This is a genomic window from Amycolatopsis sp. MEPSY49, assembly GCF_051337345.1.
In the GTDB taxonomy this organism is placed as follows: domain Bacteria; phylum Actinomycetota; class Actinomycetes; order Mycobacteriales; family Pseudonocardiaceae; genus Amycolatopsis.
The window spans coordinates 13,390-36,802 of sequence record NZ_JBDLYJ010000008.1; the positions used below are offsets into that span (position 1 = coordinate 13,390).

Below are 23,413 nucleotides of genomic sequence, written 5' to 3' on the forward strand. Positions count from 1 at the left end.
AAACGGGGTGCCGGGCACTGGGCCCGACACCCCGTCCATGAGGGGTTTTCGCAGGTCAGCCGGTGAACCGCCCGGACACGAGACCCTGCGTCGCCGCGACGTCGGCCTTCGCCGCGGTCGGCGCCGGGGGCGTCGGCTGCGGCAGCGGGGCGCACTCGACGTCGGCCGTGCGACCCGGCTTGCGGGCCGGCAGCGCGCCGGTCGCCAGGTAGTCGGCGATCTTGTTGTCGACGCAGGCGTTGCCGCGCGGGGTGATCGCGTGGCTGGTGCCGCCCGGCTCCGCGATCAGCGAAGCGCCCGGGAAGCGGCCGCGGACCTCGAGGCTGCCCGGGTACGGCGTCGCCGCGTCGAGCGTCTCGTCGATCATCAGGACGCTCTGGACGCCCTTGCCGTCGATCTTGGTCGGCTTGCCGGCCTTCGCGGGCCAGTAGAGGCAGGGTGCGTTGAACCACGCGTTCTGCCAGGTGAAGTACGGCGCCTTGGCGAAGGTCTGCCAGCTGTCGCGCTTCCACTGGTTCCAGCTGGTCGGCCACTGGACGTCGGTGCACTGGACGGCGAGGTAGACCGCGTAGCCGTTGTCGTCGCCGCGGCCGCCGAAGGCCTCGAACAGCGACTTCCAGTTCTGCCAGTCGCCCTGGTTGACGAACCGGGACAGCGCGTCGCCCAGGAGCGTCCACCGCAGCTGGTAGTAGCTCGCCTGCTGGATGACGTCGAGGATCTCGTCCGGGCCGATCACGCCGCCGGCGGGGTTGAAGGTCGTCTTGAGCAGCTGTTCGTTGACCACGCGCTGCACGGCGGCCTGCGTCTTGCCGAGGTGGTAGACGTCGTCGTGCTGGGCGAGCCAGCCGAACCAGATGAGGATGTTCTTGTCGAAGGCGACGTCCTGGTTGAGGTTGTCGCCGTACCAGACACCGCGCGGGTCGACGGTCGAGTCGAGGACCATCCGGCGGACGTTCTTCGGGTAGAGCGTGCCGTAGACCTGGCCGAGGTAGGTGCCGTAGGAGTAGCCGTAGAAGTTCAGCTGCTTCGCCCCGAGCGCCTGGCGGATGGAGTCCATGTCCTTGACCGTGTCGGTCGTCTTCATGTTCTCCAGCAGGGCCTTCGGGTTGTTCTTCGCGCAGGCCTCGGCGTAGCCCTTCGAGCGGGCGAGCCAGGTTTTCTCGAGCTGCGGGGTGACCGGCGCGTAGACCGGCCGGTTGTAGTCCATGTAGTTCGGGTCGCAGCTCAGCGCGGGCTTGCTGGAGCCGACGCCGCGCGGGTCGAAGCCGATCCAGTCGTAGGCGTCGCCGGCGTGGTTGGGCACGCGCGGCCCACGGGTGGCGAGCAGCAGGCCGGAACCGCCGGGGCCACCGGGGTTGGTCAGCATGACGCCCTGGTACTGCGCGTCCGGGACCTTGTGCCGGACGCGGTCGACGGCGAGCTGGATCCGGTCACCGTGCGGCTTCGAGTAGTCGAGCGGCACGCTGAGGAACCCGCATTCGGCCCCGGCGGCGACGAGCGTGGGATCGGTGCACGGCCCCCAGGCGATCGTTCCGGCCTGCGGCGCGGCCTGCTCGGGCGCGGCGGTCGCGGCCGGCGCGGTGATGAGCGCGGACGCCACCGCGGCGCCGGCGACCGCGGCGAAAACGCTACGTCTCACTGATTCCTCCCTTTCCCTGCGACTTCGGGCGGGAGAACCCTAGACCCGCTCCCCGACCTTCGGGCAGGGCAAACGGGGTAGCGGCGAGGAATGCCCTACGAAAGGCGGAAATCGGATGCACCGGGCACCGAGCAGGACGTCTCCGTCCGGAGTGGACGGCCGAAGATCAGCCGTGCCGCCGGACGAAGGCCTCGATCAGCTGCTGCCGCTCCGCCGTCGTCGCCCTCTCCAGCTCCACCGTGTCGCCGTCGATCGTCACCTTGATCTTGTGCTTGCCCGCCTGGCGGCCCAGCCACTCCTTCAGCGTCTCCACCAGGCCTGGGAACACCCCGCCCGCCGCGCTGAACGCCACCACTAGCGAGCCGACCGTCACCGGGTCCGCCGCCTTCGCGCCCGCCGGTGCCTCGGCCGGCAACGCGCGCAAGTCGACGTCCAGCTCGCCCAGCTCGGCGCGCAGCCGGCGAGCGAGGCGGTCGAGCTCCTCCGCGTCCGCCTCGTCGTCCGGCTCGAGCCGCAGCAGCGCGCGCCGCGTGTCCGGTTCGGTCATGGGCGCCATGCTCCGCTCCGGAACGATCGGGGGCAAGGCCCCGATCAGGCACGGATTTCGTTGAGGTAGTTGTAGATCGTGTACCGCGTGACGTCGAGGCGGCCGGCCAGGTGGTCGACCGCGTCCTTGATCAGGAAATACCCGGCTTCGTCGAGTTCCCGGACCACCGCCGCCTTGTGCCGCTTCTTCATCAGGTCCACCGGGATCCCGGCCTTCGTCACCGCGCGGTCGACGAGGAACCGTTGCAGGCTGTCGACGTCCGGTGGGAAAGTCTCCGGCTCGCCGTTGCCGCCCGCCGAAGCCGACGCGTCCACGCTGTTGACGCACAGGCACCCGACGGCGACCCCGTCGGCGTCGCGCAGGAACAGCGTCGACGACCGGATCGCGCGGCCGTCCGGGCCGTGCGTGCGGTAGTTCGTCAGGTCCTGGGTCGTGCCGCGGCGGACCAGGCCGAGCAGCAGGTCGGTCATCGGGCCGCCGACGCTGCGGCCGGTCAGGTCGCCCGCGATGGCGACGATCGAGTCCGGCAGCCGGCTCAGGTCGTGCAGCAGCACCTCGTTGCCCGGCCCGAGCATCGCCGCGAGGCCCGGGATCGCCGGCACCAGCGCCGTCAGCACCTCGTGCGTCGTCGCGCCGGCGGCCGGAACCACCAGTGGTTCGCGCGGTTTCGTCAACGTCTCCAACGCTTCCCGGAGCAGGTCGGCGGCCGCCGCCGGGGTCGACGCGTGCGGCGACAGCCGGACGTGCTCGGGCCGCACGGTCGCCGCGATCCCCGCGTTCGCCAGCGCCGCGCCGACCTGTTCGGCGGGGTGGCCGGGCAGCGTGAACGCCAGGATTCCCGCACGGCGATCAACAGCGGAGACGACTTCGGCGCCGCAGGCCGCGAGCACCTCTTCGAACGCGCCCAGCCGCTCGGCGATCCGCGCCGCGATGGCGCCGACGCCGGCGTCCTCGACCAGTTCGAGGGCCTCGGCGAACGCGCCGGACGTGATCGGGCTGAGGTTGGAGATCGACCAGGCCTGCGCGGTCGCGTCCGGCGGGTGGATCTCGTCGTCGAACAGGCCGGGGTCGCGGGCGCCGGTCCAGCCCGACAGCACCGGGTCCATCCGGTCCAACGCGCGATCCGACAGCACCGCGAAGCCGGTCCCCCAGCCCGCGCGCAGCCACTTCTGCCCGCCGACGACCAGGACGTCGGCGACCTCCCACGGCTCCTCGACGACGCCGAAGCCCTGGATGCCGTCGACGACCAGCAGCCGGTCGCCGACGACGTCACGCAGCGCGGCGAGGTCGGCGCGGTAGCCCGTGCGGAAGTCGACCGCGCTGACGCTGACCGTCGTGATCTCCGGCGTCAACGCTTCCGCGACCCGCTCGGGCGTCACATAGCCGCTGGTCAGCCGTCGGACCCGAAGCCGTCCGGCCTGCTCGGCGCGGGCCCACGGGTAGGTGTTGGCCGGAAACTCCGACGCCGACACCAGCACTTCGCCCGAGCTGTGGAACGCGGCCTGGAACAACCCGAGGCTCGTGTTCGGGAGCAGCACGGTGTGGTCGGTGTCCGAACCGGACAGCCGCGCGGCGGCCGCCTTGGCCCGGATCTCCTGCCGCATCAACTCGTCCACAGTGGACGGACCGGCCATGGTGGCCTGGTCGAGCAGGGCGGCCGTCGTGTCGAGCACCGCGTGCGACGGCGGGCCGAACCGGGCGAAGTCGAGGTAGCCGGCGGGCTCGTCGAACTGGAGCAGGTACCGGGGCGAAATCCGCGTCACGCGAGGATCCTCGCCAGGAACTGCCGGGTGCGGTCGTGCTTCGGCGCGCTCAGCACCTCCGACGGCGGCCCGGTCTCGACGACGGCGCCGTCGGCCAGGAACACCACCTCGTCGGCGGCCTCCGCGGCGAAGCTCATCTCGTGCGTCACGACGACCATCGTCATCCCCTCCCCCGCCAACGTACTCATCACTTCCAGCACCTCCCCGACCAGCTCCGGGTCGAGCGCCGACGTCGGCTCGTCGAACAGCATCAGCTTCGGCTTCATCGCCAGCGACCGCGCGATCGCCACGCGCTGCTGCTGCCCGCCGGACAGCTGCGCCGGGTAGGCGTCGGCCCGGTGTGCGAGCCCGACGCGATCGAGCAACTCGAGCCCCTGCTTGCGCGCGTCGTCCGGTTTCAGGCCGAGTACCCGGATCGGGCCCTCGACGACGTTCTCCAGCGCCGTCCGGTGCGCGAACAGGTTGAACCGCTGGAACACCATGCCGATGTCACGCCGCTGCCGCGCCACCTCGCGTTCGCGCAGCTCGTACAGCTTCCCGCCGCGTTGCCGGAAGCCGATCGGCTCGCCGTCGACCCAGATCTGGCCGGCGTCGATCGTCTCGAGGTGGTTGATGCAGCGCAGGAACGTGCTCTTCCCGGCGCCGGACGGGCCGAGCAGGCAGACGACCTGTCCCTTGCGGACTTCCAGGTCGATGCCGCCGAGGACTTCGGTGTGGCCGTAGGACTTCCGGACGCCGACGGCGCGCAGCAGTGGTTCAGACACGGGCACTCCTCACCAGCGGCACGCCGCGCAACGCCTTGCCGGCCCGGGCGAGCGGCCCGCGATCGGCCTGGCCGAACGCGCGTTCCAGGTAGTGCTGGCCGACGCCGGCGACGGTCACCACGACCATGTACCAGACGGCCGCGGCCAGCAGCGTTTCCATGACCAGCAGGTTGTTCGACGAGATGTTGTTGGCCGCGTGGATCAGCTCGGTCACGCCGATCACCGACGCCATCGACGTGCCCTTGAGCATGTTGATGAAGTCGTTGCCGGTGGGCGGGATGATCACGCGCATGGCCTGCGGCAGGACGACCCGGCGCAGCGTCGCGGCCGGCGTCATGCCGATCGACTTCGCCGCCTCCGTCTGGCCACTGTCCACACTGTTCAGCCCGGCGCGGACGATCTCGGCCATGTACGCGCTTTCGTTGAGCGCCAAGCCGAGGAACGCGGCGGTGAACGCGCTGATCAGCACGTTCGTCTGCTCGTGGACGAGGAACGGGATGTCGATCACGGGGAAGACGAGCGCCAGGTTGTACCAGAGCAGGATCTGCAGCAGCACCGGAAGGCCGCGGAAGATCCAGATGTAGCCGGCGGCGAACCACCGCGCGACCGGGTTGGCGCTGCGGCGCAGCAGGGCGATGACGATGCCGAGCACGATCGCGACGGCCTGGGACAGCACGGCGAGGATGACCGTGTTGAGCAGGCCCGTCGCCATGATGCGGTAGAACACGAAGTCCGGGACCTGGCTCCACGCGATCTGCGCGTTGCCGAGCGCGATGCCCAGCAGGACGAGCAGCGCGAGGATGATGGCGGCGGCGACCCACCGGCCCCAGTGGCGGAGCCGGACGATCGGGAGCGGTTCAGGACCCGCCATTGACCGCGGCCTCCTTGATCGCGCCCTGCTCGACGCCCCAGGCCTGCAGGATCTTGCCGTAGGTGCCGTCGGCGATCAGGGCCTGCAGCGCCTTCTGGACGGAGTCGCGCAGCGGCGTGTTGGTCTTGTTGACGCCGATGCCGTACGGGCCGCCCTCGATCGGCTCGCCCGGGACGACCTCGAAGAACTTGCCGTCACCGGCAGTCCGCGAGATGTAGACGGCGCTGGGCAGGTCGTTGAGGATCGCGGCGACGCGGCCGGTGCGCAGCTGGTTCTGGTTCTGGTTGTCGCTGTCGGTCGCGGTGACGGTGAGCGCGGGCTTGCCGGCCTGCGTGCACTTCGTGCTCTGCGCTTCGGCGAACTTCTGGTGGCTGGTGCCCTGCACGACGGCGACGCTCTTGCCGCAGAGCGTGTCCGGGCCGGTGATGCCGTCCGGGTTGCCCTTGCGGATCATGATCGTGATGCCCGAGGTGAAGTAGTCGACGAAGTCGATCTGCGCCTGGCGGGCCTTGGTGTCGTTCATGCCGGCCATGGTCAGGTCGATGCGGCCGGACTGGAGGCTGGTGATGAGCGAGCCGAACGCCATGTCCTGGTGGGTGACGGTGACGCCGAGCTTGGCGGCGATGGCCTTGGCGAGGTCGACCTCGTAGCCGATCGGCGTCTTGCCGTCGGCGGCGTAGAAGTTGTTGGGCGCGGACTGCAGGTTCGAGGCCAGGTGCAGGCCCGCGGACTTGACGTTGTCCGGCAGGGCCGCGTTGAGCTGGGCGTCCTTCTGCACGCCCTGGACGATCGCGGCGGTGTCCGGGATGCCGGACGCGGGCGCGCCGGCGGCCTGAGACGTCCCGCCCGCGCCGTCCGGACCACCACCACAGGCCGTCACGAGGACGGCCAGGCTCGCGAGCAGCACTGCCTGTGCGGCACGACAACGGGACATAACGGACCTCCACTGTTCGGCTGGCCGGAACGGTACAACTCGTTGTTGAATAGGTCAACTGGCTGTTGAAATCTTGGTCGGTGCTAGCTTCACGGCATGAGCCTGCGGATCGGCGTCCTGGGGGCGGCTCGCATCGCCCCCGCTGCCCTGGTCAAGCCCGCTTCTTCGCACTCTTCGGTCTCGGTGACGGCCGTCGCCGCGCGCTCCGTGGATCGTGCGCAAGCGTTTGCTTCGCGGCATCGGATCCCGGCCGCGTACGGGTCTTATGAGGAGCTGCTGGCGGACCCGGACATCGACGCGGTGTACAACCCGCTGCCGAACGGCCTCCACGGCAAGTGGACGCGGGCGGCGCTCGAAGCGGGCAAGCACGTGCTGTGCGAGAAGCCGTTCACGGCGAACGCGGCGGAGGCCCGGGAGATCGCCGCGCTGGCCGCCGAGTCGGACCGCGTCGTGATGGAGGCGTTCCACTACCGCTACCACCCGCTGGCGTTGCGGGTGGAGGAGATCGTGGCGTCGGGCGCGCTGGGTTCTCTGGTCCGGGTCGAGACGGCTGTCTGCTTCCCGCTGCCGAAGTTCTCGGACATCCGCTACGACTACGACCTGGCGGGCGGCGCGACGATGGACGCGGGCTGCTACGCGGTCCACATGGCCCGCGTGTTCGGCGGCGAGAGGCCTTCGGTCGTTTCGGCTTCTGCTCGCTTGCGGTCACCGCGGGTCGACCGGGCGATGACCGCGGAGCTTCGCTTCCCTTCGGGCCACACGGGCCGGGTGACGTGCTCGATGTGGTCGTCGTCGGTACTGCGGATCAGTGCGGTGGTGACCGGTTCGCGCGGGTCGGTCCGGGTGGTCAACCCGCTGATGCCGCAGGCGTACCACCGGTTCACGGCCAAGATCGACGGCGTCCGGCACACGGAGAAGTTCCCGCGCCGGGCGACGTACGAGTACCAGCTGGACGCGTTCGCGGCGGCGGTGCTGGAGGGCGCGCCGGTGCAGACGTCGGCGGCGGACGCGGTGGAGACGATGACGGTGATCGACGAGATCTACCGGGCGGCCGGGCTGCCGGTGCGCGAGCCCAGCTGAACGCCGTGAATGGCACATTGGGGGACTTGGCGTCCCTCAATGTGCCATTCACGGACTTGGGACCCAGCCTAAGCGGCCACGTAGTTGCCGCTCAGGATCAGCAGCACCTGGACAGTGATGCCCGTCCCGTAGTAGTCCGTCGCGTCCGGGGACCACGTCGAGACCGCCGTCCACAGCTTGTCCAGCCATGCCTGGCTGCCCGCGTCCGTCATCGCCGCCACCGCGAACGGGGCCGTGAAGCACGGGTGCTGACCGCTCTCCGTCTTCGAGCCAGACAGCGAGTACCCGCTCTGGATCTTCGCCGGGTCACCGCCCGTCGCCGACTTGATCCACGTGTTCATCTTGCGGACCTGCGCCGCCGCCGCGCTGCCGGAGAACGAAATCGCGTCCGCGCCCAGGCGCCACGGGTCGCGGCACGCGTTCCAGCTGTACTTGCCGTCGTACGGCCCTTCCAGGAAGTCCGCCGGGGCCGGCTTGGGCGTCGAGTTCGTGTTGACCACGAAGTCCGGCAGCAACCCCGTGTTCGGCGCGTACGACGACTGCAGCTGGCTCACCGCCGTCTCCGAGCGGGTGCGGACCGACGTCCAGAAGCTGTCGCCGGTCGCCGCGGCGAACGCGCGCAGGTGGCCGGGCATCCAGTCCGACGAACGGGAGCTGTTCCGGTACTCCGCGTCGTTGCCCCAGTCGCCGAGCAGCGTGAACTTCGTCGTGCCGTTGACCTCGCTCTTCTTGATCGCGTTGATGATCCGGACGGCCTCGGCTTTGTAATTGACCGAGCCGGCGCTGCCCCACTTCTTGTCCGCGATCAGCAGGCCGTAGGCGATTTCGAGGTCGCCGTCGGTGGCGGAGTCGCTGCCGTTGACGCTCTTGCAGTTCGCGTCCTGCTCGGCCGCGTGCAGGTCCTTGTTGTTGACCGACGGGTGCGCCTTCACGAACTTCAGGATCCCGTCGACGATCGCGCGGGCCTGCGGGTCCTTCTCGGCCATCATCGCCGAGATCGTCATGCCGTACCCCTCGCCCTCGGCGACGAAGGAGTGGTCGGCGTCCTTGGACAGCACGGCGTAGGTGCCACTGCCGCACTTGGTCGTCAGGAAGTTCTTCTTCCAGAAGTCGTAGTACTTCTGCAGCGCGGCGTCCTGCGTGGCCTGGGAAACGGACGGCCGCAGGGTCCCCGGTACGTACGGAGTGCCGGCCGCGGACGCGGTCGTGGGCACGCTCAGCAGCCCGGCGGCGAGCGCGGCCGCGGCCACCACCGCCCGGACGATCTTCTTCATCGCTCCTCCGTAAAGACATCGTTGGCTGCGGCGAGGGCGATCAGAGCCTGACAGAAGGTTCAAGACCAGGTCAAGACTGTTAGGAAACTTTCCTTACTATGACCGTGAGTGGTCCCACGGCGCCTCCGGCCACCCGGACGGGCTAGCGTGGACCCCATGAAGATCGACGACCGCGGCCCCGACTTCCGCGCGTTCTGGACCGAGCGCCGGCTGGCCACCCTCACCACGGTCCGGCCGGACGGCACCCCGCACGTCGTCGCGGTCGGCGTGACCGTGGACTTCGAGGCCGGGCTCGCGCGCGTGATCACCTTCGGCACATCCGTCAAGGCCCGGATGATCCGGGCCGCGGGCGCCGAGGGCGTGCCCGTCGCGGTCTGCCAGCTGGAAGGCCCGAAGTGGTCCACTTTGGAGGGACGCGCGGTGCTGCGCGACGACCCGGAGTCCGTGCGGGACGCGGAAAACCGCTACGCCGCCCGCTACCGGCAGCCCAAGCCGAACCCGCAGCGGGTCGTCCTGGAGATCGCGATCACGCGGGTCCTCGGCAACGCCTAAGCCCGGCGGGAGTGCACCAGCCGCGTGTACTCCGCCAGCAGGGTCGCCAGTTCGCTGTGCTCCCCCGCCGACGCCAGCTGCTGGTGCCCGACCAGCAGCGCCATGCCCAGCGACGTCAGCGTCCGCGCGAGGTCGCCGTCGCCGACGATTCCCTTGACCGCCGTCCCGACCGTGCGCAGCCGCGCCGAGTCGACGCGTTTCTGGGCCGCCCGCACGGTTTCGTCGTTCGCCGCCCACGCGCGGATCGCGGCCTCGGCCTCGTGCGGCAGCCCGAGCGTCAGGTCCATCAACGCGGCGAAGTCCGCCGACGGCCCGCCCGTGCCGAAGTTCCGCGCGCGCAGGATCAGCACCTGCCGGTTCTCCCAGTGCTCCAGGAGCCGCTCGACGAACCCCGGCCAGCCGCCGAAGTGGTGGTAGAACGACCCGCTCGTGACGCCGAGGGCGCGGCACAGCCGGCCCACGTTCAGCTCGGTGAACCCGTGCTCCGCCAGCACGTCCAGCGCGGCCTCGAAGTACGCCTGCCGCGTGACCGCGGGCATCAGACGTTCCGGTCCCGGTCCCGCCAGTACGGCTCGCGCAGCGAACGCTTCAGGATCTTGCCGGTCGCGTTGCGCGGCAACGCTTCCACGACGTCGACGCTGCGCGGGCACTTGTAGTGGGCCAGCCGCTCCCGGCAGAACTCCATCAGCTTGTCGGCGTCGAGCTGATCACCGGCGACGACGGCCTTGACCTGCTCGCCCCACCGGTCGTCCGGCACGCCGATCACGGCCACCTCGGTGACGCCGGGGAACTCCGCGACGACGCGCTCGACCTCCGGCGAGTAGACGTTCTCGCCGCCGGTGATGATCATGTCCTTGACGCGGTCTTCGAGGAACAGGAACCCGCCGTCGTCGAGGCGCCCGACGTCGCCGGTGCGCACCCAGCCGTCCACAATGGTCTCCGCGGTGGCCTCCGGCTTGCCGAGGTAGCCCGCCATCCGCTGTTCGGTGCGCACCCAGACCTCACCGACCTCGGCGTCTTCCTGGGTGACGGGGTCGACGATCCGGATGTCGACACCGGACAGTGCGGTGCCCGCCGACGCCAAGCGCTCGGGATGCGTGGCGTCGCGGTGCGCCTCCGGGTCCAGCGCGGTGACCGCACCGGACAGCTCGGTCATGCCGTAGACCTGCGCGAACCGGACGTCCGGCCAGGCCGCGAGTACCGTGCGCAGCAACGGAAGCGGCATCGGCGAGGCGCCGTAGCAGAGGTACTTCAACCGCGAGAACGCCTTCAGCGCGGCCTCGCCGGCCTGCGCGATCCCGGCGACGACGGCGGGCACCAGGAAGGCGTGCGTGATCCCCGCCTGCAGCGCGGCGAACAGCGACGCCGCGTCCGGCTCGCGCGTCAGGTAGGACGGCTCGCCGTAGAGGAACCCGGAAACGGCGTAGCAGCTGCCGCCGACGTGGAACAGCGGCATCGCGACGAGGTTGACGTCGCCGGGGCCGATCGGGAACGCGGTCCCCGCGGCGAGGCCGTGCGCGATGACGCTGTGGTGGGTCAGCACCGCGCCCTTGGGGAAGCCGGTGGTGCCGCTGGTGTACATGATCAGGACGCCGTCGTCTTCGTCCGAATCGGTCGCGGTGTGCGGCGCCGCGCTGGTCAGGAAGGCCTCGTACTCGTCGTGGTCGCCGCCGACGACGATCACGCGTTCCAAGGCGGGCAGCCGGTCGCGGACCGCGTCGAACGCGGGCACGAGCTCGGCGCCGACGAAGACGACCTTCGCGCCGGCGTCCTTGAGGACGTACGCGAGCTCGTCACCGGAGAGCCGCCAGTTGACCACGGCGTTCGCGGCGCCGACCCCCGCGGCCGCGAAGGTGGTTTCCAGGCAGGCGGGGTGGTTCTTGTCGACGAAGGCGACGCGGTCGCCCTTGCCGACCCCGGCGGCGGTGAGCGCGCCCGAGAGCCGCCGGACGCGCTCGTCGAAGTCCGCCCAGGTCCACTGCCGGTCGCCGAAGATCAGCGCGGTGTCGCCGGGCCGTTCCCGCGCCCAGTGCGCCAGGAGCTCGCCGAACAACCGGACACGGGGGCGGACGTCTTCGGGCATCGGAGGGCTCCTCGGGCCGGCGCTGGACCATAGATCGGTCTATGGTGCGTCGCGGTCAGCCGGGCGTCAACACCGGACAAGGATGACCTCGACGCCCGGATTGCCCGTTTCTTCTTGGCGCGTCAGGCTTCGAACCGGTGCCGCGCCGCCTCGATGTCGCCGAGGAACCGCTGCGTCCATCCGCACATGGCGTCGACGGTCGCGCGCAGCCCCTGCCCCGGTTCGGTGAGGGTGTACTCGACCCGCGGCGGCACGGTCGGGTGCACCTCGCGCTCGACGAGGCCGTTGCGCTCCAGCATCCGCAGGTTCTGGGTGAGCATCTTGTGGCTGATGCCCTCGACGGCGTCGCGCAGCTCGCTGAAGCGCAGGGTGCGGTCGCCGAGGGTCTCGATGATCAGGAACGCCCACTTGTTGGCGACGTCGGAGAAGATCTCGCGGGCGAGCGAATCCGCGCGGGAGAGGTCCGCGTCCTGCTTGGTCACCATGTGGTTCCCCCGTCACCGAAAAGTGCCTTCTTCCGCATCGTCCAGCACTCTCCTACGGTTCCTGGGTAACCACAAGAGACCACGGAGGAAAAGTGGCTGTCACCCTGGTGAATCCCCCGGAGCTGCCCGAGATCGACGTGTACCACCAAGTGGCGATCGCGTCGGGGACGAAACTCGTCTTCGTCGCCGGGCAGGTCGACTGGGCCGCCGGAAGCGACCTCGCCGCGCAGGTCGAGCAGTGCTACCTCAACGTCGCCACGGCCTTGGCCGCGGCCGGCGGTTCGTTCGACGACGTCGCGAAACTGACGTGCTACGTCGTCGGCTGGACGCCGGACAAGATGCCCGCACTCCTGGACGGGATCGCCCGCGCCGCCGAAAAGCTGGGGACCACCGCGAAACCGCCGGCCACGCTGATCGGGGTGGCCGCGCTGGACGTCCCCGAGCACCTGGTCGAGGTCGAAGCCACCGCGGTCCTCTAGGCGAACAACGCCAGGAGCCCCTCGGTGGACCGCACCACGACGTGCGCCGCGGTGCGCTCGGCGTGGGGCTTGTCCGGGCGCTCCGCCTCGTGGCGCCAGCGGCGCAGCGCGTCCAACCCCGCGTCGTAGATGTCGCCGGGGTCCGCGTCCGGCTCCAGGCCCAGCCGGTCCGCCGGGGACGTGCCCTGCGCGCCCAGCAACCTGATCGCCTCTTCCGCCGGCTCGCCGGACAACGCCGTGCGGCCGCCGGTGATGTCCGCGATCAGGCGCAGCTCGCGGAAGTCGTGCGCGGCCGCCGCGAAGCGCTCCACCCGGGACACCAGCCGGTCGCCGCCCGGGCGGGGCTGGGCCGCCAGCAACGCCTCCAGCCGGATGACCGCCGTCCGCGCCTTCAACGCTTCGGCGCGCGCCACGAAACACCCCGCGAGGGTGTCCCGCAGCTCGCCGAGACCGCTGCGGCGGACCAGTTCCGCCGACAGCTTGAGGCGGTCGTCGCAGCCGGTGCGGATCAGCGTCAGCGCCAGCCGGACGCCGAACATCCCGAACCGGACCACCAGCGAGCGCCGCGTCTCGACCGGGATCGGGCCGGGGAACGCCGGATCGGTGAACGAGTCCACCGAGAGCACGTGCCGTTCCAGCTCTTCGCGCGGCACCGCGGCGAACGCGGCGAGCAGATCGAACTCGTCGTCGCGCAGGGATCGCCCGCCATACGCCAGCTGGCCGGCGACGGCGATCACGCCCAGGAAGCCCGTGCACAGCGGGTCTTCGCGCCACGCCCGGCGTGCGAGCTGCTTCGCGGTCAGCAGCGCGTCGATCCGGCCCGCGCCGACCTCGTCGGCCCGCGACAGCACCAGCACCGAGTTGACCGCGCTCTGCCGCGCGAACGGCGAACCGCCCGGCGCGTGCGCCGCCGCGAGCTCGTCCGGCTCGAGGTGCCGCACGAGCCGCACGGTCGCGTCCGGGAAGTCGTCGGCCGGGCCGGGGTCGTCGAGCAGCACGAGGTCGCGCAGCGCCCGCGTCGGCCATTCGCCGAGCGCGGCGGCGAGCGTCGACTTGCCCGACGACGGCGCTCCGGTGAACGCGACGCGCAGCGGCTGCTCCAGCCGGTTCAGGCAGTCGTGCAGGAGCGCCGAAGCACGCGGGTCGTCGCGGTAGAGCCCGGCCGCGGCGTGCAGCAGGTCGCGGACGTCCTGGGTCACGCCGAAAGCTCCCGCCGCTTCCGGCCGGCGATCGTGCCGAGCTCGCCGGCGCGCTGGTGCAAGCCCGCCAGGCGGTCGATCTCGCGGCGGATGTGCCCGGTCCGGCGCTCGCGCTCGGCCGAGCCGGCCATGATCGTCTCGCGCTCGCGCGTCAGCTCGTCCGCGAGGTCCTCGGCCAGGCCGGTGAAGTGGTCGCGCAGCCGCCGCTGCACGACGCGGATCGCGTCGCGGCTTTCCTTGCTGAAGCGCAGGAACACGTCGTCGACGTGCCGTTGCGCGGCCTGCTTGGCGACGGCTTGCCGCCGCTGCAGCCGCATCCCGCCCTCGTCGCGGATCGTCTTCACCGCGAACGCCGCGCCCGCGCTGATCGAGACCGGGTTGATCAGCGGCAGGCCCAGCCACGGCAGGCTGGTGACGAGGCCGAACATCAGCACGCCACCGTACGAGCCGCGCAGGCCGGTGAAGGCCTGCTGGCCGATCTTGAACTTCTCGATCTTCGGCCGCCGGACGTCGTCGAGGCCTTCGATGCCCGAGCCGTCGAGCGGCAGGTCGGGCAGCGCGCGGTCGTACTGGGCGCCGAAGCACGCCGCGACCGCCTGCGCGGTCCACTGCGCCCGCTCGGTCAGCCACGCGTAGTTCGTCTCGATCGCTTCGGCCAGCGCGTTGTCCAGCCACGGCGCGAACTCGTCCCACACCTTCGCCGGGTCGCCCTCGTCGAAGGTCTGGTCGATGGTGTTGACGATCTTGCGCGTCCGCTCGCGCAGGTCGTACTCGACGTCACCCATGAGGTCGGTGATTTCGTCGGAAAGCAGGTTCTGCCACCGGGTGTTCTGCCGGCGCAGGTCGTCGGCCCGGCGTTGCGCGCGCTGCAGCAGCGCGGCCTGGCCGAGCCCGGCGTCCTGCCCCGCAGCCTCGACGCGGTCGCGCAGCGACTCGACGAGCTCCGCGGCGGCGGCGCGGACCCCGACCGCGGCCAGCAGGGCACGGGACTGCTCCGGCGGGCGCGCGGCCTGCTCGGCGATCCACGTGAGCAGCTCGGGAAAGCCCGAACGCGCGTTGAGTTCGGCGTCACCCGCCTTCGCGGCGGCTTGGCGCACGACGGCCGAAACCGGCAGAACGGGCGCGTCGATCCCCGCCTCGGCGAGCATCCCGCGGTTGCGTTCGGCGACCGCGCGCCACCCGGGCGAAGCGTCGATCTTGGTGAGCGCCAGCACGACGTGCGGGCACCAGGTGCGCACGTGCCGGGCGAGCGCGAGCTCGGCCGCGCTGAGCGGCGCGGTCGCGTCGGAGACGAGGATCACGGCGTCCGCTTCGGCGAGCAGGTCGAGCGCCGCGGCGGTGCGCGGCGACCGCGGGTCGCCGACGGGCGGGGTGTCCACCAGGACGAGCCCGGCGGAAAGCAGTTCCCGCGGCACGCCGACCTCGACGCGGCTGAGCGTGCCGGCGGGCCGGGCGCCGAGCTCACCGCTGAGCCGTTCGACCGCGACGGGGGTGCGTTCGCGGGAGCGGCCGACCAGGGTGGCGGCGGGTTCGGCGGCGTAGCCGATTTCGGTGGGGACCTCGGGGGTCGCGGCGTCACCGACCGCGCACACGGGCGCGTTCAGCACCGCGTTGAGCAGGTATCCCTTGCCCTGTTTGGGGAAGCCGAGCACGCCGAGGCGGATCTGCCCCTCGGGGGCGTCTCGACGTCTGCGGAGGCGCTCGGCGAGATCTGCGCGGCCGTGCGTGCGGCACGCGTCCAGCGTCTCGTTGAGCACTTCGAGCCAAGCCGGTGCGGTCACAGCGGACGAGTGTCCCCGGTTTACTCCCCGTGCGCACACCGGGTGCCCGTCCCGCGGCTGCACCCAGACCGCGGGACGGGCACCGGTGACCGGTTCGGGGATCAGTGCCCGAGGTGGATGTCGTTCGACGCGATGTCACCGATGTGCAGGTTGCCCAGCGCGTTGTGGCTGACGTTCGCCACGTCGGAGACCACGTCGTGGACGGCGGTGCCGTTGCCGCTGGCGATGTCGCCCACGGCGCCGGCGACCTGGCCCGCGACGTTGTGGTCCACGTCGATGCCGGTGGCGTTCGTCACGACGTTGGTGACCTCGCCCAGCGGGCCGGCGCCGTGGTGGCCGCCACCGTGCGTGGAGGCCACGTCGCCGGCGCCCTGGAGGATGCCGGAGAAGTCGCCGATGTGGCCGGTGAGGTTGCCCACCGCGTCGCCGACACCGAGGCCGCTGGTGACGTCGTTCACGTCGGCGGTGACCTCGTGGACCTGCGCGTTGGCCAGGCCGACGGCCTGGTGCGCCTGGTCGACAGCGCCACCGACGGCCTGGTAGCCCTGGTCGACGGCGCCGGCGAGGACACCGTCGTTGGCGTCGGTCAGGTACGCCGGCGCGGCGGTCAGGTTGGTCAGCGCGGCCGAGTCGAGGCCGTTCGCCAGGTCGCCGCCGAGGACGGCGCCGGTCACGTTGCCGGCCAGCGCGGTCGCGTTGGCGGCGTTGGTGATGTCGTTCACGCCCGGGAGCGCGCCGACGGCGGGCAGCTGGCCCACGGCGGGCAGCTCGCCGACGCCGAGGTCGCCGACGCCCGGCAGCTCCGGGACGGCCGGCAGGCCGAGGCCCGCGGTGAGGGCGGTGAGCTGGTCGATCGCACCCTGGATGCCGGGGGCATCGGTGCCGACCGGGGCCAGGTCGCCGACGACCGGAAGGCCACCGACGGCCGGGAGGCTGTCGACCGGGACGAAGTCGAGCACCAGCGGGATGACCTCGTGCACGTCGGCGGCGCTGACGTCACCGAGACCGGCGGCGGCGAGGGCGCCCTGCGGGTCCGTCCCGAAAGCCGCGAGCGCGGTCGGGTCGTTGAGCAGGTTCAGAGCGAAGTCGTGCAACGTCTGCACGGAGTCCATGGGGATTTCTCCTGGTCCGGTGGTTCGGGGGACAGCATCGGCCGCAGGGACCGGTGCTCCGACATCAAGTTAGGGAGCCGGTACCCCCACGCACATCGGGGATCACTCCGAGTCGCGGGTCAGTCAGCCGATAGGGGATCGATATGTCATCGTTAGGGAGTTAGGGGGTCATCCGAGACGCACTCAGTTGGATTAAATCCTTCCAACTACTTGCTTGACTAACCCGTTTGGGTGAGGATGCCCCGAGCCCTAGGGGGATTCCGCACCCCCGATCGGCCCCGCGAGGTGAGGAGGAAGCGCCGTTGCCCTACGTCCTCGGGATCGATGTGGCACAGGGGCGGACCCACGCCGCGACCTGCCGCCGGCAAGGCCCCGGCTGGGGCGAGCCCGAACCCCTCTGGCTGGGTGACCGGACCCCCGCCGCCGCGTCCGCGCTGTTCCTGGACGACGAGGGGTACCTGCTGACGGGCGACGCGGCCGCGCAGGCGGGCGCCCGGGTCCCGTCCCGGCTGCTCACCGGCTTCCACCGGCGGATCGGCGACGACGTGCCGATGCTCGTCGAAGGCGAGCCGTTCCCGCCCGAGACGCTGACCACCGTGCTCGTCGAAGGCATCGCCGAGCACGCCGCGAACCTGCTCGGCGGGCCCCCGCAGCACCTCGTGCTGACCCATCCCGGCGACTGGGGCGGCTACCGCCGCGACGTGCTGCGCCGCGCCTTGGCCGACGCCGGGTTCACCGCGGTCACGCTGGTCCCGGGCTCGGTCGCCGCGCTCGGCGCGCACCTGCCCGTCCCCGGCCCCGGCGCGCAGTTCGCCGGGGTGTGCGAGTTCGGCGCCGACGGCGTGAACGTCACGCTGGCCACGGCCACCGGCGCGAGCGGGTGGCAGCCCGCGTCCGGTGCCGAAGGCGTGGCCCCGGCCGCCGCGCTCAGCACGCTGTTCGCCCTCGCCGGCGCGGCTTCGACGTCCCCCAAGGGCCTCGCCGGCGTGGTGTTCTGCGGCGACGTCCCGCCGCACGCGCTGCCGGCCCGGCCGCCGTGCCCGGTGTTCGCGGGACCGGTTCCGCCGGCGGCCGCCGCCCTCGGCGCGGCCGCCCTCGCGGCGCTGCGCGCGGACCACCGGGGTGCCCCGCACGAACCCCCCGCCGTCGAGACCACCCTGCTCCCCCAGGTGGACACGCTCGGTGACCTCGGCGAGCGGCCGCCCCGGCCGCCGGTCGACATCACGCCGTTCGAACTGCCCGAGCGCGCCACCCCGCTGAACCTGTTCCGGCGGCGGCGCCCCCTCGCCGCCGCGGTCCTCGTGCTCGCGGCGGCCATCTCGGCCGTCGTGATCACCCTCACCGCCCGTGAAGCCACCGCGGGCCCCGACACCTCCCCCGTCCCGAGCCACTGCGCCCGCCCCGGCGCCCCCTCCGGTGAAGGTCACTGTTGAACACTCTGCTCACGCAGGTCTCCCCGCTCGTCCCCGTGCACCCGGCCGCCCGGCAGCTGCTCGACCAGGTCGCGGCCGCCCCGGCCACGCCCCTGCGGCTCGCCGTCGTCGCGCCCGGCGGCTACGGCAAGAGCGTGCTGCTCGCCGCGCTCGACCGCTGCTACCGCGAAGCCGGCGTCGAAGCCCTGCTCGTCGACGACGCCGACCGGCTGGCGCCCGACCAGCTCGAGGAGCTGCTCACCGGCGCGGACGGCCCGATCGTCGTCGCGCACCGGCCGGCCCCGGTTTCGGCCGCCTGGACGCTGCTGCAGCTCGGCCCGCTCGGCGTCGAAGACGTCGCGCGCTTGATGACGGCCGTGACGGGCCAGCCCGCCGATCCCGCCGCGGCGGCCGAGCTGCACGCGCGCAGCGGCGGCGTGCCGCGGCTGGCCGAGCGGGCGCTGCTCGGGCGGCTGGAGGACTTCCGGCCGGAGCTGGACGAACTCGACGACGACGTCCTGCGCTACCTGACCGCGGCCGAAGCCGGGGCGGGGCGCAACCTCGACCTGCTGTGCGCGCTGCTGGACCGCGGCCCCGACCGGCTGCCCGCGATCGTCGACGCCGCCCGCGCGACCGGGCTGCTCGGCCCGGACGACACGCTGCCGCCGCTGGCCGCGGCCGCCGTCCGCGACTTCGGGCCGCCCGCGCGCCGGCTGACGACGGTGCAGCGGCTGGTCGAGCTCCAGCTGGCGAACGGCCTGCCGGTGCTCGACCTGGCCCGGTCGCTGCTCGGCACGGGCAGCTCGGGCGCGTCCGCCGCGGCCGCGTTCGCCGCCGCGGCCGCCGAAGCCCTGCCGTCGGACGCCCGGCTGGCGACGCGGTTGTTCGAGGCGGCCGCCGAAGCGGGCGACCGTTCTTCCACGGTCACGACGGGCTGGGCGCGCGCGACGGCGTTGTCGGGCGACCTCGACACGGCGTTGCGCCTCGGCGACGGCATGCTCGGCGACCCGGACGCCGAAACCCGCGCGTCCGGCGCGGCGATCGCGGCGACCGTGCTGGCGCACCGCGGCGAGCTGGCGCGCAGCGCGGAGCTCTACCACTGGGCGTCCCGCACCTCCCCGGACGGCGCGGGCACCTGGGCCGGGGCCGACGCGTTCGCGGCGATCGCGCTGGTCGGCACCGGCGACCTGGCCGGCGCCCAGCGGCTCCTCGACTCCCCCGCCCCCGGCGTGGCGCCGACGCTGTTCGCCGGCGCGGCGACCCGGATGGCCCGCGGCATCGCCGATTCGGTGTCCGGCTGCGCGACGGAGACGTTGTCGACGCTGCTCGGCGCGGCGGCGATGCTGGAGCCGGCGCTGGGCGGCACGCTGCTGCCGGACAGCCCGGCTGCGCTGGCGGCGCTCGCGGCGCTGCACACGGGCGAGCTGGCGCTGGCGGAGTCGGTGCTGACGCGCGCCCTCGACGGCGGCATCGGCGGCGACCTCCTGGCGGTCCGCCACCGGCTGCTGCTGGGCTGGGTGGCGATGACGGCGGGCGACCTGGCGACGGCGGCCGAGCACCGCGACGCCGTGGCCGGCCGGACCCTGGAGGCCCGCGACGAGCTGTTCTTCGCGACGCTGGAGCTCGGCCTGGCGCGACGGGCGAGCGACCTGGTCGGGCTGCAGCGGTCGTGGAACCGCGCGTACCAGGCGTCGATGCGCCAGCAGACGGACCTGTTCGGCTTGTTGCCCTTGGGCGAGCTGGCGATCGCGGCGGCCCGCACGGGGGCGTTCGCGAAGATTTCGGGCCAGCTCGAGCGTGCGCACGCACTGCTGGCCCGCCTCGGCGAGCCTCCACTGTGGACGGTGTCGTTGGTGTGGCACGAGCTCCACGCGGCAATCACGTTGGAGGACGCGGAAGCGGCGAAGGCGCACCTGGCGACGTTGACGACGCACGCCCACTGCGGCCGCTACCCGAGCGCGCTGGCAACGGCGGCCCAGTGCTGGCTGTCGGTCCTGGGCGGCCAGTTCGACCCGGACACCATCTCCGCGGCGGCGGCCGAGATGCACGACCTGGGATTGCGCTGGGACGCGGCCCGGCTGGCGGGTCAGGCGGCGATCCGCACGTCCGACCGCAAGGCGATGGTCCAGCTGCTGGAGGCGGCTCGCCAGTTCCAGGGAACGGCGGCCCGCCGCGAGCCGGGCACTTCCGAGCCGGCCTCGGCGGGGACGGGGCTGGCGGCGTTGAGCGAGCGCGAGCTGGAGGTGGCCCGGCTGGTCGTCGAGGGGCTGACGTACAAGCAGGCCGGGTCGAAGCTGTTCATTTCCGGGAAGACGGTGGAGCACCACATGGCCCGGATCCGCGGAAAGCTGGGGGCGTCGGACCGGCGAGAGCTGCTCGCGACGCTGCGAGAGCTGCTTTCGCGGCCGGACGCCCCCTAGCGCGCCCTGCCCTCCCTGGCAGGTCCCGGCAAAGTCGCGGTGGCGTGGTCGGCGACGGCTCGGCCGACGTCTTGAATGACTCATTCAGGACCTCCCAAGACCTGAATGACTCATTCAAAACCACTGGCCAGCGGTCACCGGCGGCAGAGCGGCTCGGCCGCTGGGCAGAAGGAGCACCTTGCTCTCATCTCATGCACCCTTCAGCGCCCTCAAGCCCGCGCAGCCGCCGCCTCGGCCGACCCCGGACAGACCCCCGCCCTCCCTGGGGGCGTGCCCTTGTCCAGCGTATCGGGGGCGCCCGACGAAAAGGTCAGGAAGACCGCTGCTCGGGCCGCTTTGTCCACATCACGGCCGGCCTGTGGATTACTTCCTCATTCGCTGGTCGTCGCAGTGAAGGTGGCTGCCGGGCCGGTTCCGGTTGCCGTTACCGCCGCCACCGTGAACGTGTACGTCGTTGCCGGCTTCAGGTTGTCCACCACCCTTGTCATGCCCTTGATCGTCGGCTGGGTGACCAGGGCGTCGCGGCCCGCCACCTTGATCGTGCGGCCGTCGGACACCGTGATCGTGTAGCCCAGGACCGGCGTGTCGCCCGTCGCCGCCGGGGGGTTCCAGCGAATCGAGGCCGCCGTCGCGCTCGGCAATGCCCGGGCGCTCGTCGGGGGTCCCGGCAGCGCTCCCGGCTTCGGGCCCGGCGTCACCGGGGCCGCGGCCAGGGACGGTTCGCTTGTGCCGTAAGCGTTGCGGGCCGCGACCGTTACCGTGTACGCCGTCCCGTCCGTCAGGCCCGGGACCTCCGCGTACGCGCGGTTTGCGAAGTCGGCCGCGGAGATCGTCGTCGAGACCGTGCGGCCGCCGCCCGTGGCCGTCACCACGTACTGCGTCACGGGGGCGTTGTTGAACGCGTACGTCGGATTCCAGGTGGCGTAGAGCTTCCCGGCGACGGCGAACGTGCCCACTCGCGACGGTGCTTCGGCCGGCGCCGGCCCGCCCACCCGGCGGGTCAGGAGGCCGCGGTACTCCGGTTCGAGGCCCGCGTTCGCGACGATCGCCGCCGGTGCTTCGGCCGGGTTCGCCAGGAGCTTGTTGCCGCGCGTGATCGCGCCCTTGTCGACCTTGTCCCGGTCGCCCTGCTCCCAGTAGTTGCCCTCGGTCAGCGTCGGGTCGTTGTTGCCCAGGCCGTCGCGGTAGTCGACGTGCACCGTGCCGACGTTCGCGTACGCCATGTCGTAAAGGACGTTGCCGCGGATCGTCTCGTACGTGTTCCCGTTGTCGGTGTAGACGCCCTTGCCCAGCCCCCACTGGTCGTGGATCACGTTGCCGGTGACCTTCTCGCCGTCGTCGAGGGAGGTGCCGGTGATGCCCTGGGTGTAGACGCCGCCACCGTCGTCGAGCATCAGCATGTAGTCGAAGATCAGGTTGTCCGAGACGACGTTGTCGTGCGACAGGTTCGGCGTCGCCGGGCGCTGGATCTTGTCCGGCCAGCCACCCCAGCCGACGGAGATCGCCGAGTAGCCGACGTGGTCGATCTGGTTGTGGGACAGGGTGTTCCGCACGGTGTAGCCGTTGACGATCGGCACGCCGCCGTGGAACTCGCGCGGCAGGCCGTAGAGGTGGTTGTCGGTCACCGCGATGTCGCGTACGACGTCGGCGTCGGTGTCCGTGGTCGGTTTGTCGACTCCGCCGAGCTGGACGCCGTTGCCCGAGATGTCGGTGAAGATGTCGCCGCGGACCCGGGACTCCTTGGTGCCGTCGATGAGGTCCAGCCCGGCGCCGCCGAGGTGCGCGAACACGCTGTCGCTGAACTCGACGCGTTGCCCGTGCGACACGGAGACGTTCGCGGGCTCGCGCGTCCAGGACGCGTACGGGCAGGTGCCGCCGGGCACGAACTGGCAGAGCCCTTGCGTGGCCCAGCCGCCGGCGCCGGTGATCGTGTAGCCCGCCTGGATTTCGGAGAAGCCTTCCGGCGACGACGGCGTCAGCCACGTCGCGTAGGAGAAGCGCAACCCGCGGAAGGCGACGTCGTGGATGCCCCGTGCGTCGACGAGCTTTTCCAGCACCGGCACCTCGACGTCGGCGCGGCGCAGGTCCTGGCCCGGCCTCGGCAGGTAGTAGACGACGTGCGCGCTCCGGTCGAGGTACCACTCGCCCGGGGTGTCGAGCAGCTCGAAGGCGTTCTCCGCGTACGTCGGGTGCCGGCCGTTGGTGAGGTCGGCCGGGCCGACCATGTTGACGCTGCGGCCGGGGATGTCCGGGAAGAGCACGCGTCTGGTCGAGTTGTCCCAGCACGGCTGGGCCATGGTGACGGTCGTGCCGTCGGCCGCGGCGAGCGGGCAGCGCGGCTCGGTCCACTGGCCGAGGCCGTCGCGCTGGATGTTCCAGAGCGCTTCGCCGGCGGTGTAGACGAACTCGATGTCCTTCGGGTTGCGCCAGTGCGCCAGGGTGTCGGCGCTCGCGGTGTAGCCGGTGGCCGTGGCTTTGACGGTCACCGGCAGCGGACCGCGGGCGCGTTGTTCGCGGACGCCGTCGACGTACAGCTGCCGGCTGTTGTCGAGCCCGGCGGGCGTGGCCGCGGCGAACAGGCCGGGACGGCCCGGGACCGGCCGCCACCCGGTGACGCGCACGCCGCCGTTCAGCTCGGTGTCGCCGCTGCCCTGCCAGATGACGCGGTGGCCGTTGCCGCCCGAGTCCCGGGCGTCGAGCCGCAGCGGCTCGGTCAGCCGGAAGACGCCGGGAGCGACGTGCACGGTGAGGTCGCGCGTGAGGTGCGGCGCGCGTTGGCGCACGAGGTCGCGCGCTTTGCCGAGGGTCCGCACGGGCCGGTGCGCGGTGCCCGGGGCGTGGTCGGAGCCGGTCGGCGAGACGTAGACGTCCCGATCGGCGGCGGAGTCCGGAGCCGCGGCGGCGGCCGGACCGGTCGCGGCGAGCAGCGCGCCCGCCCCCAGGAGAACGGTCACCACGGTGCGGCGCCGCTTCGAGCCCCACTTCGTCAGCATGGACGAAACATAGGATCTCTAGTCG

19 protein-coding genes are annotated in these 23,413 nt (G+C 71.9%); 5 read left to right on the forward strand and 14 right to left on the reverse strand.

The features are described 5' to 3' along the window. Positions 1-55: 55 nt before the first annotated feature. The 6 genes from ABFJ78_RS31370 to ABFJ78_RS31395 form a co-directional block, all read right to left on the reverse strand. Positions 56-1,639 carry an alpha/beta hydrolase gene (locus tag ABFJ78_RS31370; protein WP_436390182.1) on the reverse strand — a complete coding sequence of 528 codons (1,584 nt, stop codon included), beginning with the start codon at positions 1,637-1,639 and terminating at the stop codon, positions 56-58. A gap of 166 nt (positions 1,640-1,805) precedes the next feature. Next, positions 1,806-2,186: an effector-associated constant component EACC1 gene (locus ABFJ78_RS31375; protein WP_436390183.1), complete on the reverse strand. Its 381-nt coding sequence runs from the start codon at positions 2,184-2,186 to the stop codon at positions 1,806-1,808. Between the two features lie 44 nt (positions 2,187-2,230). Continuing rightward, positions 2,231-3,949, reverse strand: a complete 1,719-nt coding sequence (locus tag ABFJ78_RS31380; RefSeq protein WP_436390184.1) for an aminotransferase class V-fold PLP-dependent enzyme — start codon at positions 3,947-3,949, stop codon at positions 2,231-2,233. Beyond that, the gene (locus tag ABFJ78_RS31385) at positions 3,946-4,713 is read right to left on the reverse strand and encodes an amino acid ABC transporter ATP-binding protein (protein WP_436390185.1); all 768 of its coding nucleotides are present in this window, start codon (positions 4,711-4,713) and stop codon (positions 3,946-3,948) included. Before ABFJ78_RS31385 ends, ABFJ78_RS31380 begins: the two co-directional genes overlap by 4 nt. After that, positions 4,706-5,584, reverse strand: a complete 879-nt coding sequence (locus tag ABFJ78_RS31390; RefSeq protein WP_436390186.1) for an amino acid ABC transporter permease — start codon at positions 5,582-5,584, stop codon at positions 4,706-4,708. The genes ABFJ78_RS31385 and ABFJ78_RS31390 overlap by 8 nt, the downstream gene beginning before the upstream one ends. Then, positions 5,571-6,518, reverse strand: coding sequence for an ABC transporter substrate-binding protein (locus ABFJ78_RS31395; protein WP_436390187.1), 948 nt, complete (start codon positions 6,516-6,518; stop codon positions 5,571-5,573). The genes ABFJ78_RS31390 and ABFJ78_RS31395 overlap by 14 nt, the downstream gene beginning before the upstream one ends. A gap of 96 nt (positions 6,519-6,614) precedes the next feature. On the opposite strand from ABFJ78_RS31395, the gene ABFJ78_RS31400 reads away from it, so the two are divergent. Then, positions 6,615-7,598: a Gfo/Idh/MocA family protein gene (locus ABFJ78_RS31400; protein ID WP_436390188.1), complete on the forward strand. Its 984-nt coding sequence runs from the start codon at positions 6,615-6,617 to the stop codon at positions 7,596-7,598. Between the two features lie 68 nt (positions 7,599-7,666). On the opposite strand, the gene ABFJ78_RS31405 is transcribed toward ABFJ78_RS31400, so the two are convergent. Continuing rightward, positions 7,667-8,872: a glycosyl hydrolase family 8 gene (locus ABFJ78_RS31405; RefSeq protein ID WP_436390189.1), complete on the reverse strand. Its 1,206-nt coding sequence runs from the start codon at positions 8,870-8,872 to the stop codon at positions 7,667-7,669. Positions 8,873-9,028: 156 nt separating this feature from the next. Between ABFJ78_RS31405 and ABFJ78_RS31410 the strand changes: the two genes are divergently transcribed. Continuing rightward, positions 9,029-9,424, forward strand: a complete 396-nt coding sequence (locus tag ABFJ78_RS31410) for a TIGR03618 family F420-dependent PPOX class oxidoreductase (protein WP_436390190.1) — start codon at positions 9,029-9,031, stop codon at positions 9,422-9,424. Here ABFJ78_RS31410 and ABFJ78_RS31415 read toward each other — a convergent pair. The 3 genes from ABFJ78_RS31415 to ABFJ78_RS31425 form a co-directional block, all read right to left on the reverse strand. Continuing rightward, positions 9,421-9,963 carry a TetR/AcrR family transcriptional regulator gene (locus ABFJ78_RS31415; RefSeq protein ID WP_436390191.1) on the reverse strand — a complete coding sequence of 181 codons (543 nt, stop codon included), beginning with the start codon at positions 9,961-9,963 and terminating at the stop codon, positions 9,421-9,423. The two genes, ABFJ78_RS31410 and ABFJ78_RS31415, sit on opposite strands and share 4 nt — an antisense overlap. Further along, on the reverse strand, positions 9,963-11,507 hold the full coding sequence (locus ABFJ78_RS31420; protein WP_436390192.1) for an acyl-CoA synthetase: 1,545 nt from the start codon (positions 11,505-11,507) through the stop codon (positions 9,963-9,965). The genes ABFJ78_RS31415 and ABFJ78_RS31420 overlap by 1 nt, the downstream gene beginning before the upstream one ends. A 122-nt stretch (positions 11,508-11,629) precedes the next feature. After that, entirely contained in the window at positions 11,630-11,992 is a 363-nt protein-coding gene (locus tag ABFJ78_RS31425; protein ID WP_436390193.1) for a winged helix-turn-helix transcriptional regulator, read from the reverse strand. Positions 11,993-12,084: 92 nt separating this feature from the next. Here ABFJ78_RS31425 and ABFJ78_RS31430 point away from each other — a divergent pair, with 92 nt between their 5' ends. Continuing rightward, positions 12,085-12,471, forward strand: coding sequence for a RidA family protein (locus ABFJ78_RS31430; protein ID WP_436390194.1), 387 nt, complete (start codon positions 12,085-12,087; stop codon positions 12,469-12,471). On the opposite strand, the gene ABFJ78_RS31435 is transcribed toward ABFJ78_RS31430, so the two are convergent. From ABFJ78_RS31435 to ABFJ78_RS31445, 3 genes are all read right to left on the reverse strand, one after another. Beyond that, positions 12,468-13,670 (reverse strand): GTPase, encoded by a 1,203-nt coding sequence (locus tag ABFJ78_RS31435; protein ID WP_436390195.1) that lies wholly within the window; start codon positions 13,668-13,670, stop codon positions 12,468-12,470. The two genes, ABFJ78_RS31430 and ABFJ78_RS31435, sit on opposite strands and share 4 nt — an antisense overlap. Then, the gene (locus ABFJ78_RS31440) at positions 13,667-15,451 is read right to left on the reverse strand and encodes a dynamin family protein (protein ID WP_436390196.1); all 1,785 of its coding nucleotides are present in this window, start codon (positions 15,449-15,451) and stop codon (positions 13,667-13,669) included. Before ABFJ78_RS31440 ends, ABFJ78_RS31435 begins: the two co-directional genes overlap by 4 nt. 101 nt (positions 15,452-15,552) lie before the next feature. After that, positions 15,553-16,563 carry an IniB N-terminal domain-containing protein gene (locus ABFJ78_RS31445; protein WP_436390197.1) on the reverse strand — a complete coding sequence of 337 codons (1,011 nt, stop codon included), beginning with the start codon at positions 16,561-16,563 and terminating at the stop codon, positions 15,553-15,555. 302 nt (positions 16,564-16,865) lie between these two features. On the opposite strand from ABFJ78_RS31445, the gene ABFJ78_RS31450 reads away from it, so the two are divergent. Beyond that, positions 16,866-17,996, forward strand: a complete 1,131-nt coding sequence (locus ABFJ78_RS31450) for a molecular chaperone DnaK (RefSeq protein WP_436390198.1) — start codon at positions 16,866-16,868, stop codon at positions 17,994-17,996. Further along, on the forward strand, positions 17,993-20,395 hold the full coding sequence (locus ABFJ78_RS31455; protein ID WP_436390199.1) for a LuxR C-terminal-related transcriptional regulator: 2,403 nt from the start codon (positions 17,993-17,995) through the stop codon (positions 20,393-20,395). Before ABFJ78_RS31450 ends, ABFJ78_RS31455 begins: the two co-directional genes overlap by 4 nt. Before the next feature lie 371 nt (positions 20,396-20,766). On the opposite strand, the gene ABFJ78_RS31460 is transcribed toward ABFJ78_RS31455, so the two are convergent. Next, the gene (locus tag ABFJ78_RS31460; RefSeq protein WP_436390200.1) at positions 20,767-23,388 is read right to left on the reverse strand and encodes a fibronectin type III domain-containing protein; all 2,622 of its coding nucleotides are present in this window, start codon (positions 23,386-23,388) and stop codon (positions 20,767-20,769) included. Positions 23,389-23,413 lie beyond the last annotated feature (25 nt).